Source organism: Halosimplex litoreum (assembly GCF_016065055.1).
Lineage (GTDB): Archaea > Halobacteriota > Halobacteria > Halobacteriales > Haloarculaceae > Halosimplex > Halosimplex litoreum.
Genome location: NZ_CP065856.1, coordinates 2,258,703 through 2,273,912, shown reverse-complemented (window position 1 = coordinate 2,273,912; position 15,210 = coordinate 2,258,703). Strand labels below are relative to the sequence as shown.

14 protein-coding genes are annotated in these 15,210 nt (G+C 71.5%); 9 read left to right on the top strand and 5 right to left on the bottom strand.

Annotated elements, in window-relative coordinates; genetic code table 11:
• Window positions 1–37: 37 nt before the first annotated feature.
• The 4 genes from I7X12_RS11295 to I7X12_RS11280 all read left to right on the top strand — a co-directional run bounded on the left by I7X12_RS11295 (window position 38) and on the right by I7X12_RS11280 (window position 4,860).
• Window positions 38–2,266, top strand: a complete 2,229-nt coding sequence (locus tag I7X12_RS11295; RefSeq protein WP_198060187.1) for a CocE/NonD family hydrolase — start codon at window positions 38–40, stop codon at window positions 2,264–2,266.
• 72 nt (window positions 2,267–2,338) lie between these two features.
• Complete coding sequence (locus I7X12_RS11290; RefSeq protein WP_198060186.1) at window positions 2,339–3,307, top strand: phosphotransferase family protein; 969 nt, start codon at window positions 2,339–2,341, stop codon at window positions 3,305–3,307.
• A 168-nt stretch (window positions 3,308–3,475) separates the two neighbouring features.
• Window positions 3,476–3,730 carry a hypothetical protein gene (locus tag I7X12_RS11285; protein WP_198060185.1) on the top strand — a complete coding sequence of 85 codons (255 nt, stop codon included), beginning with the start codon at window positions 3,476–3,478 and terminating at the stop codon, window positions 3,728–3,730.
• Window positions 3,731–3,795: 65 nt separating this feature from the next.
• Window positions 3,796–4,860, top strand: coding sequence for an aldo/keto reductase (locus tag I7X12_RS11280; protein ID WP_198060184.1), 1,065 nt, complete (start codon window positions 3,796–3,798; stop codon window positions 4,858–4,860).
• A 294-nt stretch (window positions 4,861–5,154) separates the two neighbouring features.
• Here I7X12_RS11280 and I7X12_RS11275 read toward each other — a convergent pair whose 3' ends face one another.
• Window positions 5,155–5,940 (bottom strand): DUF7089 family protein, encoded by a 786-nt coding sequence (locus tag I7X12_RS11275; protein WP_198060183.1) that lies wholly within the window; start codon window positions 5,938–5,940, stop codon window positions 5,155–5,157.
• Between the two features lie 198 nt (window positions 5,941–6,138).
• On the opposite strand from I7X12_RS11275, the gene I7X12_RS11270 reads away from it, so the two are divergent.
• Window positions 6,139–7,644: a hypothetical protein gene (locus I7X12_RS11270; RefSeq protein WP_198060182.1), complete on the top strand. Its 1,506-nt coding sequence runs from the start codon at window positions 6,139–6,141 to the stop codon at window positions 7,642–7,644.
• 33 nt (window positions 7,645–7,677) lie between these two features.
• Here the strand turns inward: I7X12_RS11270 and I7X12_RS11265 are convergent, their stop codons facing one another.
• Window positions 7,678–7,845 carry a hypothetical protein gene (locus I7X12_RS11265; protein ID WP_198060181.1) on the bottom strand — a complete coding sequence of 56 codons (168 nt, stop codon included), beginning with the start codon at window positions 7,843–7,845 and terminating at the stop codon, window positions 7,678–7,680.
• A 68-nt stretch (window positions 7,846–7,913) separates the two neighbouring features.
• Between I7X12_RS11265 and I7X12_RS11260 the strand changes: the two genes are divergently transcribed.
• The gene (locus I7X12_RS11260) at window positions 7,914–9,458 is read left to right on the top strand and encodes a hypothetical protein (RefSeq protein ID WP_198060180.1); all 1,545 of its coding nucleotides are present in this window, start codon (window positions 7,914–7,916) and stop codon (window positions 9,456–9,458) included.
• 29 nt (window positions 9,459–9,487) lie between these two features.
• On the opposite strand, the gene I7X12_RS11255 is transcribed toward I7X12_RS11260, so the two are convergent.
• A complete protein-coding gene (locus tag I7X12_RS11255; RefSeq protein ID WP_198060179.1) occupies window positions 9,488–10,954 on the bottom strand; it encodes an MATE family efflux transporter in 1,467 nt (488 codons plus the stop codon).
• A 77-nt stretch (window positions 10,955–11,031) separates the two neighbouring features.
• The gene (locus I7X12_RS11250) at window positions 11,032–12,630 is read right to left on the bottom strand and encodes an amidohydrolase (RefSeq protein WP_198060178.1); all 1,599 of its coding nucleotides are present in this window, start codon (window positions 12,628–12,630) and stop codon (window positions 11,032–11,034) included.
• Window positions 12,631–12,718: 88 nt separating this feature from the next.
• Here I7X12_RS11250 and hmgA point away from each other — a divergent pair, with 88 nt between their 5' ends.
• The 3 genes from hmgA to I7X12_RS11235 all read left to right on the top strand — a co-directional run bounded on the left by hmgA (window position 12,719) and on the right by I7X12_RS11235 (window position 14,771).
• On the top strand, window positions 12,719–13,981 hold the full coding sequence (hmgA, locus tag I7X12_RS11245) for a hydroxymethylglutaryl-CoA reductase (NADPH) (protein ID WP_232342804.1): 1,263 nt from the start codon (window positions 12,719–12,721) through the stop codon (window positions 13,979–13,981).
• Window positions 13,982–14,140: 159 nt separating this feature from the next.
• Entirely contained in the window at window positions 14,141–14,338 is a 198-nt protein-coding gene (locus tag I7X12_RS11240; RefSeq protein ID WP_198060177.1) for a hypothetical protein, read from the top strand.
• 49 nt (window positions 14,339–14,387) lie between these two features.
• Complete coding sequence (locus tag I7X12_RS11235) at window positions 14,388–14,771, top strand: hypothetical protein (protein WP_198060176.1); 384 nt, start codon at window positions 14,388–14,390, stop codon at window positions 14,769–14,771.
• A gap of 21 nt (window positions 14,772–14,792) precedes the next feature.
• Here I7X12_RS11235 and I7X12_RS11230 read toward each other — a convergent pair whose 3' ends face one another.
• Window positions 14,793–15,167, bottom strand: a complete 375-nt coding sequence (locus I7X12_RS11230) for a hypothetical protein (protein WP_198060175.1) — start codon at window positions 15,165–15,167, stop codon at window positions 14,793–14,795.
• Between the last annotated feature and the right edge of the window lie 43 nt (window positions 15,168–15,210).

Sequence of the window (15,210 nt, the reverse complement as noted above, 5' to 3'; positions counted from 1 at the left end):
CGAAACGGCGATGCGTGGGGGCTCGCTACCACGAGGTATGACGGACCAGTCGAACGCGAGCGACGGCGAGGGCGCCGCCGGGACGGCGTCGACGGGATCGGTGTCCAGACGACGGCTGCTGGCGTCGGTGACGACGGCGGTCGGCGCGAGCGCGGTCGCCGGGCGTGCGTACGCGACGCCGGTCGGCGGCGCCGACGGGACCGCCGACACCGGCGCGGCGATCCGCGAAGAGGCCTGGGTCGAGACGGGCGTCGACACGGACGGCGACGGGACCCCCGACCGGATCCACGTCAGGGTGTCGTACCCCGAGGGGGCGACCGACGGCGATCGACCGCCCGTGATCGCGGTCGCGAGCCCGTATCACGGCGAGCAGACCCACGGCGACGCGACCACGGCGATGTACTACGACCGGTCGGTCGCGCCCACACCGGACGACGCCAGCGGCACCGACGGCGGTACGGCGACGGCCACGAGCGAGGCGGCGACGCTCGGCGACCCGACGGCCGCCGGTGGGCCGAGCCCCGCTCACTCGCCTCTCGGTGACGCGGCGAACCCTCACCGGCGGACCGAACGGCGGTACCTCCCCCAGGGGTACGCCGTCGCGCGGGTGTCCTCGCTCGGGACGGCCCGCTCGACCGGCTGTTACACCGCCGCGGGGCCGCCGACGGTCGCCGCGCTCGAATCCGTGGTCGACTGGTTCAACGGCCGCGCGACCGCCTACGACGCGCCGGAGGGCGGGAAGCGAGTCGCGGCCGAGTGGACCAACGGCCGGACGGGGATGATCGGCGCGTCGGCACTGGGCGAACTCGCAAACGGCACGGCGACGACCGGCGTCGAGGGCCTCGAGACGATCGTCCCCCAATCGGCCAACGTCGGCCAGTACGGCCTGTTCCGCTCGAACGGGACGCCGATCTCGGTCGTCCCCGACGCCACCGAGGGGATGACCGACATCGGCACGTGGATCCAGGCCAGCAACGCGCTGCGCGACGACTGCGACCGCTGGACCGACCGCGCCGAGGCCGGACAGGATCTGGCGACCGGCGACTACAACGACTTCTGGCACGAGCGAACCTACCTCGCCGACGCCGACGCGGTCGACTGTTCGGTCCTGATCGCCCACGCGGTCGACGACCCGATCGTCAAGCCGAACAACGCCGCCGACTGGTACGAGACGCTCGCGGCCCGCGACCTGGCGCTGAAGCTCTGGCTCTACGAGGGCGGCCACAGGGGCCCCGCCGGCGAGGCGTGGGAGCGGACCCTCGACCGCTGGTGGGCCCACTGGCTCAAAGACGAGGACACCGGCGTGATGGACGACGACCCGGTCACCGTCGTCCGCGGCGGTCGGTCGGCCGCCGAGGGGACGATGGAGACCTACGCCGAGTGGCCGGTCCCGGCAGCCGAGCCCGCGACCGTCCGGTTGGGGTCCGGCGGTGGGACGACCGGCGCCGCGACGACGGGTGAGCCGGGCGCCGGGTTCGAATCGCTGGTCGACGACCCCTCGACCGCGGCGGCGGACCTGGTCGCCGCCGACGAGTCGCCCCACCGCCTGCGCTACGAGACGCCGCCGCTCACCGAGTCGGTCCACGTCAGCGGTCGAGTCGTCCCGTCGCTGTCGCTGTCGCTCGACGACCCGACCGTCGTCAGCGTCGCGCTCGTCGAATACGGCCCGTACTCGGCCGACATCGTGACGCGCGGCTGGGCGGACCCGCTGAACCGGCCGTCCTACCGCGACTACGACACGCCGCTCGCCTACCGCCAGTCGCTCCGGGAGTCCGCCCCGCTGCCCGACGACGGGCGCGTTCGGGCCGAGTTCCCGCTCCAGGCGACCGACCACGTCTTCGAGGCCGACTCGCGGATCGGCCTGGTCGTCTACGGGAGCGACAGCGAGTTCACGCTCCACCCGCCCGGGAACCCGACGGTCGAGGTGTCGCTGGCCGACAGCGCCGTCGAGTTGCCCGTCGCCGGTGGGGAGTCGGCGCTCGCCGGCGCGTTCGCCGACGAAGCGACGGACACCGCGACCGCGACGGCGACCGGATCGCCGGCCGAGACGACGACAGGCATCGACTCGCCGACCGCGACCGTCCCCACGGAGCGGCGGAACGGGACCATCGACGGGACGGCCGCGTCCACCGTGAGTCCGGGCGGTGACGCGACGACGGAGGGGACCACGAGCGGCGACGGTCCGGGTTTCGGTGTCGGCGCCGCGCTGGCCGCCCTCGGCGGGCTGGGCGGGCTGGTACGGCGCGGTTCGAACGGCGAGGACTGACCGACCGGGGCGTGCTACTCGACCGCACACGACGGCAACGCTCAAAACCGGTCCGCGGGAACGGTGACGACGATGGTCGACGGAGACGAGGCGGTCGAGACGGCGCTGGCGGACGCGTTCCCGACCCGTCGGGTCGAGGAGCTGTCCGGAGTCGGTCCCTCCTGGAACGACGCGAACCGGACGGTTCGGGTCGACTTCGCCGACGGCGAGACGGCTTTCCTGAAAGTCGCCGTCGACGGCGACGGGTCGCGGATCGCCACCGAGCGCGCGGTGATCCCGTACGTGGACGGTCGCTGCGACGTGACGGTTCCGACGGTACTCGCGACGGGGGACGCGGGGTCGACGCCGTATCTCGCCACCGCACCGATGGACGGCGCGAACTTCCACCGGCCCTGGGCCGACTGGTCGACCGACGAGCGCGAACGCGAGATCGAGCGCGTCGGCGCGGCGCTCGCGGGGGTACACGCCCGTGAGTTCGACCGCCATGGGCGGATCGTCGGTGGCGGCGCGGGGGGACTCACGGTCGAGACCGACTCGTGGACGGAGACGCTGGTCGCGGAGATCGAGCGGGAGCGAGCGCTGGCCTCGACCGACCGCTACGACCACTACTTCGATGCGGTGGTCGAGGCGGTCCGAGCGAACGCCGGGGTGCTCGACCCCGCACCGGCCGCGCTCGTCCACGGCGACCCCGCGATGCCGAACGCGTTCCGGACCGACGACACGATCGGGTTCATCGACTGGGAGATCGCACACGTCGGCGACCCCGCTCGCGAGCTCTATCGGGTCGAAGACCGGCTGACCGACGCGGGCGACGTCGCCGATCCCGACCGCTTGTTGGCCGCGTTTCGCGAGGGGTACCGCCGCCGTGCCGGATCGTTGCCGTCGGGCCGTGGAGAACGCGCGTCGGTGTACGACGCGGTCCGACTGCTCGGGACGGCCGGCTTCTTCGACAAACACGTCGAGCACGTCGAGGAGTCGCCCGCGGAGGCAGCCGAGTGGCTCGAACGCGAGATGGAGCGACGGCTCGACGCACTCCGGTGACGCGACCCCGAGGTGGTCGGGCGGGTCGTGTCGCCGAGGGGCTCGCACTCGGCTGTCGCGAACGGACGATCCGCGCGCCGTCGTCGAGTTCGCTCGTCGGCGATCCAATTCTTTACTCGAACCCGACTCAGAGGGGGATTATATGTCCGTACCCCCATCTAACTGGTAATGACGCACCTGTACGCGATCCAGCGCGACATCCTCGAGTTCCTGGACGACCGAGCCAGCGCGGACACGACCGCGATCCGCCGACAGCTCGCGTACACCGCAGACGTGAGCGTGACCTACGACGCGCTGGTGCCCCACCTCGACCAGCTCGAAGACGACGGCTACATCCAGTCGGTCGGGGCGGACGAGCCCGGCTCGACCTACTACCGGCAGGCCGAGGCGGCGGCGGTCCAGCCCCAGACCGCGAGCGACTGAGCGCGTCGCCGACCGACCAGCGCGCAACCGCGGCGGCTAAGTGCGACGACGCCCAACTGCCGCGCATGAACCAGCGCGAACTCGGCGATTCGGGCGTCGAAGTCAGCGAGGTCGGCTTCGGGGCGTGGGTCGTCGGCACCGACTGGTGGGGCGACCGCACGCGCGAGCAAGCCGTCGACATGCTCCACCACGCCGTCGACCGCGGGATCACGTACTTCGACACCGGCGACGTGTACGGTCACGGCGACAGCGAGGAACTCGTCGGCGAGGCACTCGGCGAGTACCGCGAGGAGGTCACGATTTCGACGAAAGTCGGCTACGACTTCTACAACAACCCCCAGGCCGGCCACGGGGAACTTCCCAAGCGCGTCGACCCCGAGTGGGTCGAGACGGCTCTGGACCGCTCGCTCGACCGGCTCGACATGGAGTACGTCGACCACCTGATGCTGCACAACGCCGACGTCGACGAGGTCGACGCCGAGGTGCTGGAGACCCTCGACGCGCTCGAGGAGTCCGGTCGCGTCGACTCCGTCGGCTGGGCGCTCGGTCCCTCGATCGGCTGGCTCGCCGAAGCGGAGAACGCGGTCGAGGAGGGCTTCGACGCGGTACAACTGGTGTTCAACGTCTTCGAGCAGACGCCCGGCCGCCACACGCTCGAAACCATCCGCGAGCTGGACGCCGAGACGAGCGTCATCCCGCGGGTGCCCCACTCGTCGGGGCTGTTGAACGAGCAGGTCACGCCCGAGACGGAACTCGGCAAAGGCGACCACCGCGCCCACCGACCCGACGAGTGGTACGAGACGGGCTGGGAGAAGGTCGAAGCGCTGCGCTTCCTCGAAGACCCGGAGGGCGTCGAAGGGGTGCGGACGATGGCCCAGGCGTCGATCCGCTGGCTCCTCGGTCACGACGAGGTTGCGACGGTCACCCCAACCTTCCGCACGACCGACGACATCGACGAGTGGGCCGGTGCCGCCGACGTACCGCCGCTCTCCGACGAGGAGATGGACCGCGTCGAGGAGCTGTACCAGTCGAACTTCGGCGTCGACCGCGACGACGGCATGGACGCGCTGCGCTCGTCGGTCGGCGGCACCGACCTCGAGGGTCTCGACAAGCAGGCTGCCGGGGACTGACCGCCGACGGGACCGCCACACCACCGACCCCGACGAACCACGCTTTCGACACCAGATCGCCGACCCCCTCGTTTCACCTCAAACCGGCGCTATCCCGCGATTTTTCGCGAACCCCTTCGTTTCGAGTCGAACCCCACTCACGTCTTGCGATTCGCTGGCACGAATTTCACTTTCACTCCGCCCCGTCAGACGCACGTCACACGGTCGCAGTCGTGCGGTTTCGGTTCGTCGGTCCTCGTGTGGTAGTTCCACACGAAACGACGGGTGTTCGGGGACGGCGAGATGGCGGGGCGGTCAGTCCAGTCGTTCGAAAGTTTTCTCGGCCCACCGAACGGCGTAGTCGGCGCCGTACTCGCGGTACGCCTCGGTCTCGAGCGCGCCGAACGGCGTGGGGGGTTCCCGCCCGTGTTTGACCGCGGCGCAAGCCAGCTCGGCGGCGTCGCCGAAGCCCGTCTCGCCGCGTGCGAGTTCCGTCGAGAGGTCGGCGAGTCGGGGTTCGAGTCGCTCGCCGGCGTCGACCCACGCGTCGGAGAGGTCGGGGTGGTCGTCGGTCCAGTCGGCGAACACCTCACGGGTGTGGAGGCCCAGATAGGCGTCGTACAGCGCTGCGGCGAGCTGATAGGTACCCGACGGGTCCAGCCGCCCCTCGGCTGCTTCGGCGAGGTCGCGGTAGCGCTCGCCGAAGCAGCCGAGGAAGTGCTCCGGTCGGTCGAGACCGACCTGGACGAGCGCCTCGGCGACCAGGAACTCCACGAAGGCGTCGGGTGACCCCGCCAGGCGGGGCTTGACGAGAACGGTCGGCGGCCGGGTCTGGTGCGTCCAGGCGACGCCGCCGTCGCCGGGTGCGCCGACGGTCAGCTCGTCGCTCGCGTACCGCCGGAGCAGTTCGGGGGCGTCGACCGGCACCCACTCGTCGGGGTACGAGCGCGGGTCGAGCGCGTCGGTGACCAGCGCGAGGTCCTCCGCCTGGGCGGCCGGCAGCGTCTCGAAGTCGCGCGCGCAATCGAGCACGAGCGCGTCGGGCGCGTGCTCGTCACGGACGGCGGCGATGTCCGCCGAGAGGTCGCGGTCGGTGAACATCAGCCGTCACCTCCCTCGAATCGGTCCCATAGATCGCGGGATCGATCACGTACCGAGCGGGCGCTCGACGGCGTGGTCATGTCCGTCGACAGGGTCCATCCGGAGTAAACCCCATCGGTTCCACCCCGAGTGTTCGACCGTCGAGACTGGCCACCGACGCGAACGTTTAAATCAGATGACGGGGGCAAGCGAGACCGTATGGTCGACGACGTTTCGCGGCGAGGCGTCCTGCTGGCAGGGGGCGCCGCGCTGTCGGGGGGTATCGCGGCGAAGTTGGGAACCCGTTCGGTCACTGCTCGGTCCGGGCACGAGGAGGGACCGGCGGTCCGGTGGCAGCGGTTCGTAGACAACGACGATGCGATGACCCGGCCGACGTCGGTGTGGGCCCGCGACGACCGCGTTCTCGTCGGGGGATTCTCCGGGGACGAATACGACGACGCGGCCCCCTGGCAGTTCGGGATCGACGCGGTTCGGGGGACGGACCACGACGGAACGACCGCGTCCGTCGAGGGCCGGTTCCTGACACAGACGTCGGTCCCGGCGGTCGACGGCGGTCGCCTGTTCCTCGGACGGCACACGGCGGACCCGGACGCCGACGACGCGGCAGCGAGCCCGACGGTCGTCAGGACGACCGACGACGGCGAGGTCGAGTGGCGCCGGACCTACGAGCCGCCGTTCGAGATGTTCGAAGTGCGAGACCTCGCCTCGAGTGCCGGAGGCGGCGCGGTCTTCGTCGGGTTCTCGGTCGACAGCGACAACCCGAACACGTGGTTGGTGGCCGTCGACGCGGACGGGTCGCTCCGCTGGGAACGGCGCCTCGACGAGTACTTCGCCACCTACGCGTACGGCGTCCTGCGAGTCGGCGATGAGGGATATCTCGTGTACGGCGGCGCTCGCCGGGGGTCGGCTCGCGACGCCAGCCGGCAGGACGGCTGGGTCGCGAAGGTCGGCGCTGGGGGTGACACCCAGTGGTCCAGACTCTACCGGCAGCGCTCGGCGGGCGAAGCGAGCGAGTACCACTACGTCGAGGACGCGGTCGAGACGGGGGACGGATACCTGTTCGGAGGGTTCGTCTCACCCGCGACCGAGGAGGCGGCGGGACGCGCGTGGGCGTTCTCGACCGACGCGAACGGCGACCGGTTGTACAGCGCGCTCCGACGGCCGGGTGGCGACGGCGCCGGCGAGTTCCGCGCGGTCGTCCCGTACGACGACCACTACGTGTTGGTCGGGAACGTCCTCCCGACGGCCGACGCCGAAGTCGAGTTCGCCTGGCTCCGCGGCGTCGACGCGTCGCTCTCCACGGAGTGGGAGCTGTTAGACCCGCTCGACCAGCCGTCGACGCTCACGGACGCGGCGGCGACGACCGACGGCGGGTTCGCGATCGTCGGGAACCACGACACCGGGGACGGGTGGTCGACGCCGCTCGTCGCCAAACTCGGCGGGGACGCCGCCGAGGTCCCGACGCCGACGTCGACCCCCTGGCCGACCCTGACCCCGACCCCGACCGCCGAGCCCACCGGGACACCGACACCCGAGTCGACCGCGACGTCGGTATCGACCGCGACGGCCGAGTCGGCGTCGGAGAAGCGATCGACCACTACCTCCGCCGACGGCCCCGGATTCGGCCTCGCCGGGACGTTGGCGGCGCTGGGCGGGAGCACGCTGCTGGCCCGGTTGCGAGGCGGGTCGAGGGACGAGGGGTGACCACGTCGCGGTCCGGGTTCCACCGGGGGGCGCCTACGACAGGAAGACGACGACGAGCGCGAGCGCCAGCAGTGCAGCGATGCCGATCGTTCCGAGCGTGAACTTCGTCGCGTAGCTCATACTCGGCGGTTCCGGGGCCAGCGACCTAAAGCCCCCGTTCCCGCGCGAGCGAATCGGCCGCTGGAGTCCGCTTCGGACCACCGCGATCGCACGGCTTTCGCGTCCGAATGTGTGCGATTTATCAGGACGACACGGTTACTGACGGTCGTATGATAGACGATCTCTCGAGACGGCGGTTGCTGGCCGGTGCCGGAGTCCTCGCGTCCGGCGTGGCCCTCGGTGGGGTCGCGGGGGCGTCCCGAGGAGCGGATGCGAACGACGCCGACGCAGTCGACGAGTTGCCGCTCCGCTGGAACCGGACGTACTCGGACGCCACGTACAACGGCGCGACGTCGGTCGTCGAGGGCGACGACGGGCTCGTCGTGCTGGGCCAGTCGGGCGGCCAGCCGACGGGGATCCCCGGCTGGTTGTTCGGGGCCGACGCGACGAGCGGGGACGGGGAGTGGATGGAGACGATCGCGAACGAGGAGAGCCAGCGTCGACCCACCTTTCAGGACCACGTCCCCGCCGTCGACGGCGACGGGTACGCACTGCTCGGGATGGCTGCGCAGTCGGGGACGGTGGCGTTCGTCCGCACGGACGCCGACGGGGCTATCCAGTGGTGGCAGACCTACGAGTCGGACGCCCAGGACGGGTCCGGGGCGCTGCTCGCTCGCGACGTGATCGCGTCGGGCGACGGCTACGTGATCGCCGGGGCCGAGGTACGGAGCGGATCCGCGAGCGGGCTCGTCGTCAGAGTCGGACCCGAGGGTGACGAGCGGTCGCGGACGCGGCTGTTCGCCGACCAGCAGTCGGAGCTGCTGAGCGTCGTCTCCGACGGTGACGGCTACGTCGGTACCGCAGCCGTGCAGGTGTCCTCGGGCGGGCAGACCAGCGTCCGGTCGGTCGTCTTTCGAGCCGACGCGAACGACGAGATACAGTGGCAGGAGACGTTCACAGCACCGAACGACGGGAACGCGCTCGCGCAGAACCAGCTGGTCGATATCGCTCCCGCCGGCGAGGGCTACGTCGCGGCAGGATTCGCGGCCAGCCGCTCGCTGGACACGTTCGACGGGTGGGTGCTCTCGGTCGACGCCTCGGGGAGCCAGCGGGCGACCCGGCGGCTGTCCCCCCAGCCCGCGACGCGCTTTTCGGCCGTCGCGGACACCGCGGACGGGACCGTCGTCGCGGGCCAGGGCGGCGAGTCGGCGACCGCGCAGACGGGGGTCGGCGTGGTCGGCGAACTCGGCGACGGGCTCGAAGCGAACTGGAGCAGGACGGTCTCGGTCGGCGCGACGAACAACGTCCGCGACGTGATCGGGACCGCCGACGGCGGGGTCGCCCTCGCGGGCATCACGCAGTACCAATCCCAGAGCGCGGACCCGCGGAGCGAGGCGTGGCTGGTCAAACTCGGCGGCGACGACGCGCCACAGGTCACGGCGACGGCGCCCGGAACCGACACGTCGTCGACCGCGACGCCCTCCCCGACAGCGACGGCGACACCCTCACCGACGCCGACGGCGACGCCCTCGCCGACGCCCGAACCGACCGACGACGCGACGGCGACCGCGACGCCGACGGCCACCGTCCCCGAGACCGCGGGCCCCGACCCGACCGAGACGACCGCCGGCGACGGTCCGGGCTTCGGCGTCGGCGCGGCGCTGGCCGCGCTCGGCGGGACGGCGCTGTACGAGCGGGTTCGCGACGAGGACTGATCGCGGCGAGCAGAGGCCCTGGCGCGTGATCAGTCGTCGGCACTGGCGCCGACACCGGACGCGCGGGCCACGTCGCGCCACTTGCCGGACCAGAATCGGCCGGTGTTGACCGCCGCCTTCACGTAGAAGTCGGCGACGATAGCGACGAACACGGCCGTGTAGCCCAGATCCGCTCCGAGCGGGACCGACACACCGAGGACGGTGACGGCGAACCCCGCGGGGAGCGCCAGCGACGCCACGGGGAGCCGAACGACGTACGTTCCCAGTATCGTCCCGTACAGCGGCCAGCGGGTGTCGCCGGCGCCCCGGAGGCTGCCCCGCATCGTCCGCGATATCGAGAAGCCGGCGACCGAGAGCCCGAACACCCGGATGAACCGCACCGTCAGGTCGATCTCGTCGGTACCGAAGGCGGCGGCGACCGGCCGGGCCGCGACGACGAGCGCGACGGCGACGATCAGCTGTGTGGCGAGGGCGATCCGCAGTGTCTGCCAGCCGTAGTCGGCGGCGTCTCGCTCGTCACCCGACCCGAGATACTGGCCGACGAGCGTCGACGCCGCCGTCGAGTAGCCCCACGCGGGCATCAGCGCCAGGAGGATGACCCGGCGCCCGATGGCGTATGCGGCGACCGCGCCGACGCCGAGCTGGCCGAGGACGAACAGGAACGGGAACCGGCCGAACGTCTGCAGCAGTCGCATCCCCGACAGCGGGACGCCGACGCGGAGGATCTCTCGTACGAGCCCGAGGTCGAGCTGTCGCCCGGCGAGATCGAGCGTCACGGCGTAGCGGCCCGAGACCAACAGCGCGAGGAAGACCGCGGCGGCGAGCGTGTTGGCGGCGGCGGTGCCGATGGCCGCGCCGGCGATGCCCAGTGCCGGCGCGGGGCCGAGGCCGAAGATGAGCGCGGCGTTGAGGGCGACGTTCGTCGGCAGCGTCGTCAGCCGGACGTACATCGGCGTCCGGGTGTCGGCGCTGCCCGCGAGCGCCCGCGAGGCGACCATCGACCAGAACCGCGGCGCCATCGACAGCATGACGATCGACAGGTAGGTCGCCCCGTAGTCGACGGCGGCGGCGTCGCTCGTCAACAGCCCGACCAGCGGTTCGGCGTACACCCACGCGACCGCCGTCAGCGGCAGCGATATCGCGAGCGCCAGCCACAGCGACTGCTTGACCGCCAGGTTCGCCCGGTCGGGCCGGTCGGCGCCCTGCAAGCGCGAGACGACACTGATGGTCCCCGAGGAGACCGCCAGCGAGAGGCCGAACCCGACGAAGTAGTACTGGAAGCCGAGTTCGAGGCCGGCGATGGCGGCGTCGCCCAGCGCGATCCCGACCATCAGGAAGTCGGCGACGCGCAAGAGCACGCGCAGCGCCCCCGTGACCATCACCGGCAGCGCCAGGTCGAACGCCTCGCCCGCTTTCTCGCGGTCGGCGATCCCGAGCCTGTCCAGTAGCGCGGGAAAGGCGAAGAGGGCGTTCCGGATCCGTCGTCGGACGGCCATCTGTCAGTTCGGAGGGGCTGGCCACCCCTCTACCTTCGGGTACCGGAACGGCGGGGCAACGTCGGCCCCTCCAGCACTCACCGCACGCCGTCACGGTCGAAGACGACTTCGCCGCCGACGAGCGTCGTTCGCACGTCGATATCGGCGATCGCGGTGGGGTCGACGGCCCACGGCGACCGGTCGAGGACGACTAGGTCGGCGAGTTTGCCCGTCTCGACGGTACCGAGGCGGTCCTCGTCGAAGCCCGCGTACGCGGCGCCACCGGTGTACGCCCGCAGCGCTTCGGTCACCGAGAGGCGCTGGCGCTCGTCGGGGGCGGTCGCCGCCTGCTGGATGCCGAACAGCGGGTCCAGCGGCATGCAGTCGCTCCCGAACGCCAGGTCCGCGCCCGCGTCGAGCAGGTCCGAAAAGCGGTTCGAGGCCAGTCGACGCTGCTCGCCGAGTCGGGTCGCGTAGAGGCCGTCCGCCCGCGCCCACTTCAGAAAGTTCGGCTGCATCGACGCGACGACCTCGCTCTCGGCGATGCGCTCGACCAGGTCGTCGGTCAGCACCTCGGCGTGTTCGATCCGGTGGCGGGCGCCGTCGGCGGTTTCCAGGGCGTCCAGCGTCTCCCGGACCGCCTCGTCGCCGATGGCGTGGACGGCGACCTGCAGATCCGCCGCGTCGGCACGGGTGACCAGAGCCCGGAGTTCCTCGGGGTCGACGACCCACTGGCCGCGGTCACCGCCTCCGCTGTCGGCGCCGTCCCCGTCGTTTCCGCCGTTCGAGTCGGCGTCGGCGTACGGTTCGGAGAGCTTGGCGGTGTGGCCGCCGATGGAGCCGTCGGTGTAGGTCTTGATCGCGCCCGTCCGGACGCGGTCGCTCCCGTGGTTGGTCCGGAGGCCCAGCTCTTCGACCGCGTCGAGGTGGTCGCTCCAGTAGTTCAGTCGAACGCGGATCGGAAGCTCGCCCACCCGGTCGAGTTCGCGATAGACGGCGGGCGCCTCCGAGCGACGGACCATGTCGTGGACGCCGACGACGCCGAGTTCGGTCGCCCGTTCGGTGGCGGCGTGAATCGCCTGCCGCATCGCCGGCCGGTCGGGTTCGACGGCGTCCCACAGCGCGTCGAGGGCGTCCTCGACGACCACGCCGGTCGGTTCGCCCGCCCGGGTGCGTACGTCGGCGTCGGGCATCTCGCCGCGCAGGCGGTCGAGGCCGACCGAATCGAGCGACGCGAGGTGCATGTCCTCCCGGATGGCGGCGACGGGACGGTCCGCGCTCACCTCGTCGAGGTCCGTCGCGGTCAGGTAGCGGTCGTCGTCCCACGCGCTCTCGTCGTACCCGAAGCCCAGCACCCACTCCCGGTCCGGTCCCTCGTCGGCTTCGAGTTCGGCCGCGCGGGCCGCGAGCAACTCGACCGCCTCGGCGGGCGAATCGGCCGTCGAGAGGTCGGCGTCGACGAGCCGGCGCCCGACCATCGGCAGGTGCGTGTGGGCGTCGACGAAGCCGGGGAGGACGACCCGGCCCTCGCAGTCGCGGACCCGCGTCTCGACGCCTGCGAGGTGGTCCACGTCGAAGGCCGACCCGACCGCGACGATCCGACCGTCGCGGACGGCGAGGGCCTCGGCGGTCTCGTCCGGTTCGGTGAGCGTGTGTACCTCCGCGTTCGTGAGGACGAGATCGGCGGCCGCTGTCATGGTGAGAACTGGCGACCGGCGCGCCCCTAAGCGTTCGGGCGGGAACCGGACAGCAACCCTTAGGAACGTCGACCGCGAGGCTCCGGGCATGACCGACGACACCGACGCCGACGCTGGCGAGACGGTCACCGACGGGGACGGCGCCGACCCCGAAACGCTGGCCGACCGCGTCGTCGACGGCGACCTACGGCTCTACGAACTCGACGAGCACGCCGACGCCGAAACCGCGGCGACCGCCCGGCGGCTGGTCGTCGAACGCGACACCGGCGTCGACCTCACGTCGACCGGCGACTACACCTTCGCCGCCGAATCGGCCGACTCGAACGTCGAGAACCTCGTCGGCGGGACCCAACTGCCAGTGGGCGTCGCGGGGCCGGTAGCGGTCCACGGCGACGCCGCCGACGGCGACTTCTACCTCCCGATCGCCACCACCGAAGGCGCGCTCGTCGCGAGCGTGAATCGCGGCTGTTCTGCCATCTCTGCCGCCGGGGGCGCGACCGTTCGAGTCACCAAACGCGGGATGACCCGCGCGCCCGTCTTCCGCGTCGACGGGGTGGCCGAGGGCGCCGAGGTCGCCCAGTGGGTCGCGGACAACGAGGAGCGACTCGCCGACGCCGCCGAGGAGACGACGAGCCACGGGCGGCTCCAGTCGGTAACGCCCTACGTCGTCGGCGACTCCGTCTTCCTGCGCTTCTCCTACGACACGGGCGACGCCAACGGGATGAACATGGCGACCATCGCGACCCGCGCCGCCGCGGAACTGGTCGAAGCGGAGACGCCCGCCTCGCTCGTCGCGCTGTCGGGCAACCTCTGCACGGACAAGAAGCCCGCCGCGATCAATTCCGTCGAAGGACGGGGTCACACCGTGACGGCCGACGTGACCATCCCGCGCGAGGTCGTCGAGGAGCGGTTCGGTACGACGCCGGAGGCCATCGAGGAAGCCAACACCCGCAAGAACCTGATCGGCAGCGCCAAGGCCGGGAGCCTGGGGTTCAACGCCCAGGCGGCCAACGTCGTCGCCGGCGTCTTCCTCGCCACCGGCCAGGACGAGGCCCACGTCGTCGAAGGGAGCAACTGTATTACGACCGTCGAGGCCCGCGACGACGAGCTGTACGCCAGCGTCAACCTCGCCAGCCTGCAGGTCGGGACCGTCGGCGGCGGCACGGATCTCGCGACCCAGTCGGAGATGCTCGACGTGATCGGCTTCGCCGGCGGCGGCGACCCGGTCGGCTCGAACAGCGACGGGCTCGCGGAAGTCATCGCCGCCGGCGCGCTCGCGGGCGAACTCTCGCTGGTCTCGGCGCTGGCCTCCCGGCACCTCTCCAGCGCCCACGAGGAACTGGGCCGGTGACCGACCCGCGACGGTCTCGGCCGCGAGTCGGTCCCTGACTGACGAAGATCTTTTCAGTCCGAGTTTCACTTCCGCTCCGGTGACGGCTGGCGTTTACGTATCGCCCCCCGGTAGTTCGAGTGCGTCCGCCCGGGAGCCCCGGCGGACGCGCCCACACCCATGCCTTCGAACAGCACCGCGGACCGCAGCGTCCGCACGACCGACAGCAGCTGCCCCGCGAGCGACGGTGACCGCGACGAGCGCGGCGACGACGACCTATCGGTGCGCCGCGCGACCCAGATCATGCGGCTCCTGAAGCTCGTGGCGACGACGCTGGCCGCCCTCACTGGCGCCGCGAAGGCGCTCGGCCTGGTCTGAGCGAACGCCGGAGAAACGCCTTTGACGGTCGCCTCCTTCGGTCCCGAACATGGACGAGAAGGCCCCGATCTACGCGGCTGCCGCGGGAGTCATCGCGCCGGTGACAACCGTCCGCCTCGTCGGCGGCGCGGTCGACGCCGGCGTCCTCGACCCGATCGTCGGCCTCGTCGTCCTCTTTCTCGGTCCCGTCCTCGGGGGCGTCTGGATCGTCTCGGCGGCCTGGAAGCTCGGGCTGACCGACTGGGACCCGCTCGACCGATTCCGCTCGCGGGCCACCGTCCGCGAGGACATCCCCGCGCAGTTCCACGACGCCATGAACAACGAGACGCTGGACGAGGTGAAAGAAGAGGGGAAGATACCCACGAACCTGTTCGTCTACGGCCTCGTCTACCTCGTCGGCGTTCCGATATTCACGGTCGTGTTCATCCTCTGAGTCCGCCGGTCGCTCCGGGAGTCAACCGCCGACCGCCGCCCGGACGCGGTCGCCGTGGTCGGCCCGTATCCCGATGGCGCTCCCGAGCGCGCCCAGCCCGAACCCGGTCCACACGACCCCGCCGGGGTACCCCGTCGCCGCGCTGACCGCCACGAGGGCCGTCCCGACGCCCGCCACCGCCATCCCAGCCGCGTCGAGGCGCTCGCCCTGTGGCGCCGAGACGACGCCGAACCCGACGAAGACCAGCGCCAGCAGTTCGGACGTCGCGACCAGCCACGCGTCGGGGGGTGCGACGACCGCCGTCCCCGCGACGACCGTCGCGGCGCTCGCGACCATCGCCGCCGCCCACGCGTACCAGAACCGTCCGCCGAGTGCCCGCAACGATTCGGGATCCATCGAGCGACGGTTCGAGCGGTCGCCGCAAGTGTCTTCTGTCTGG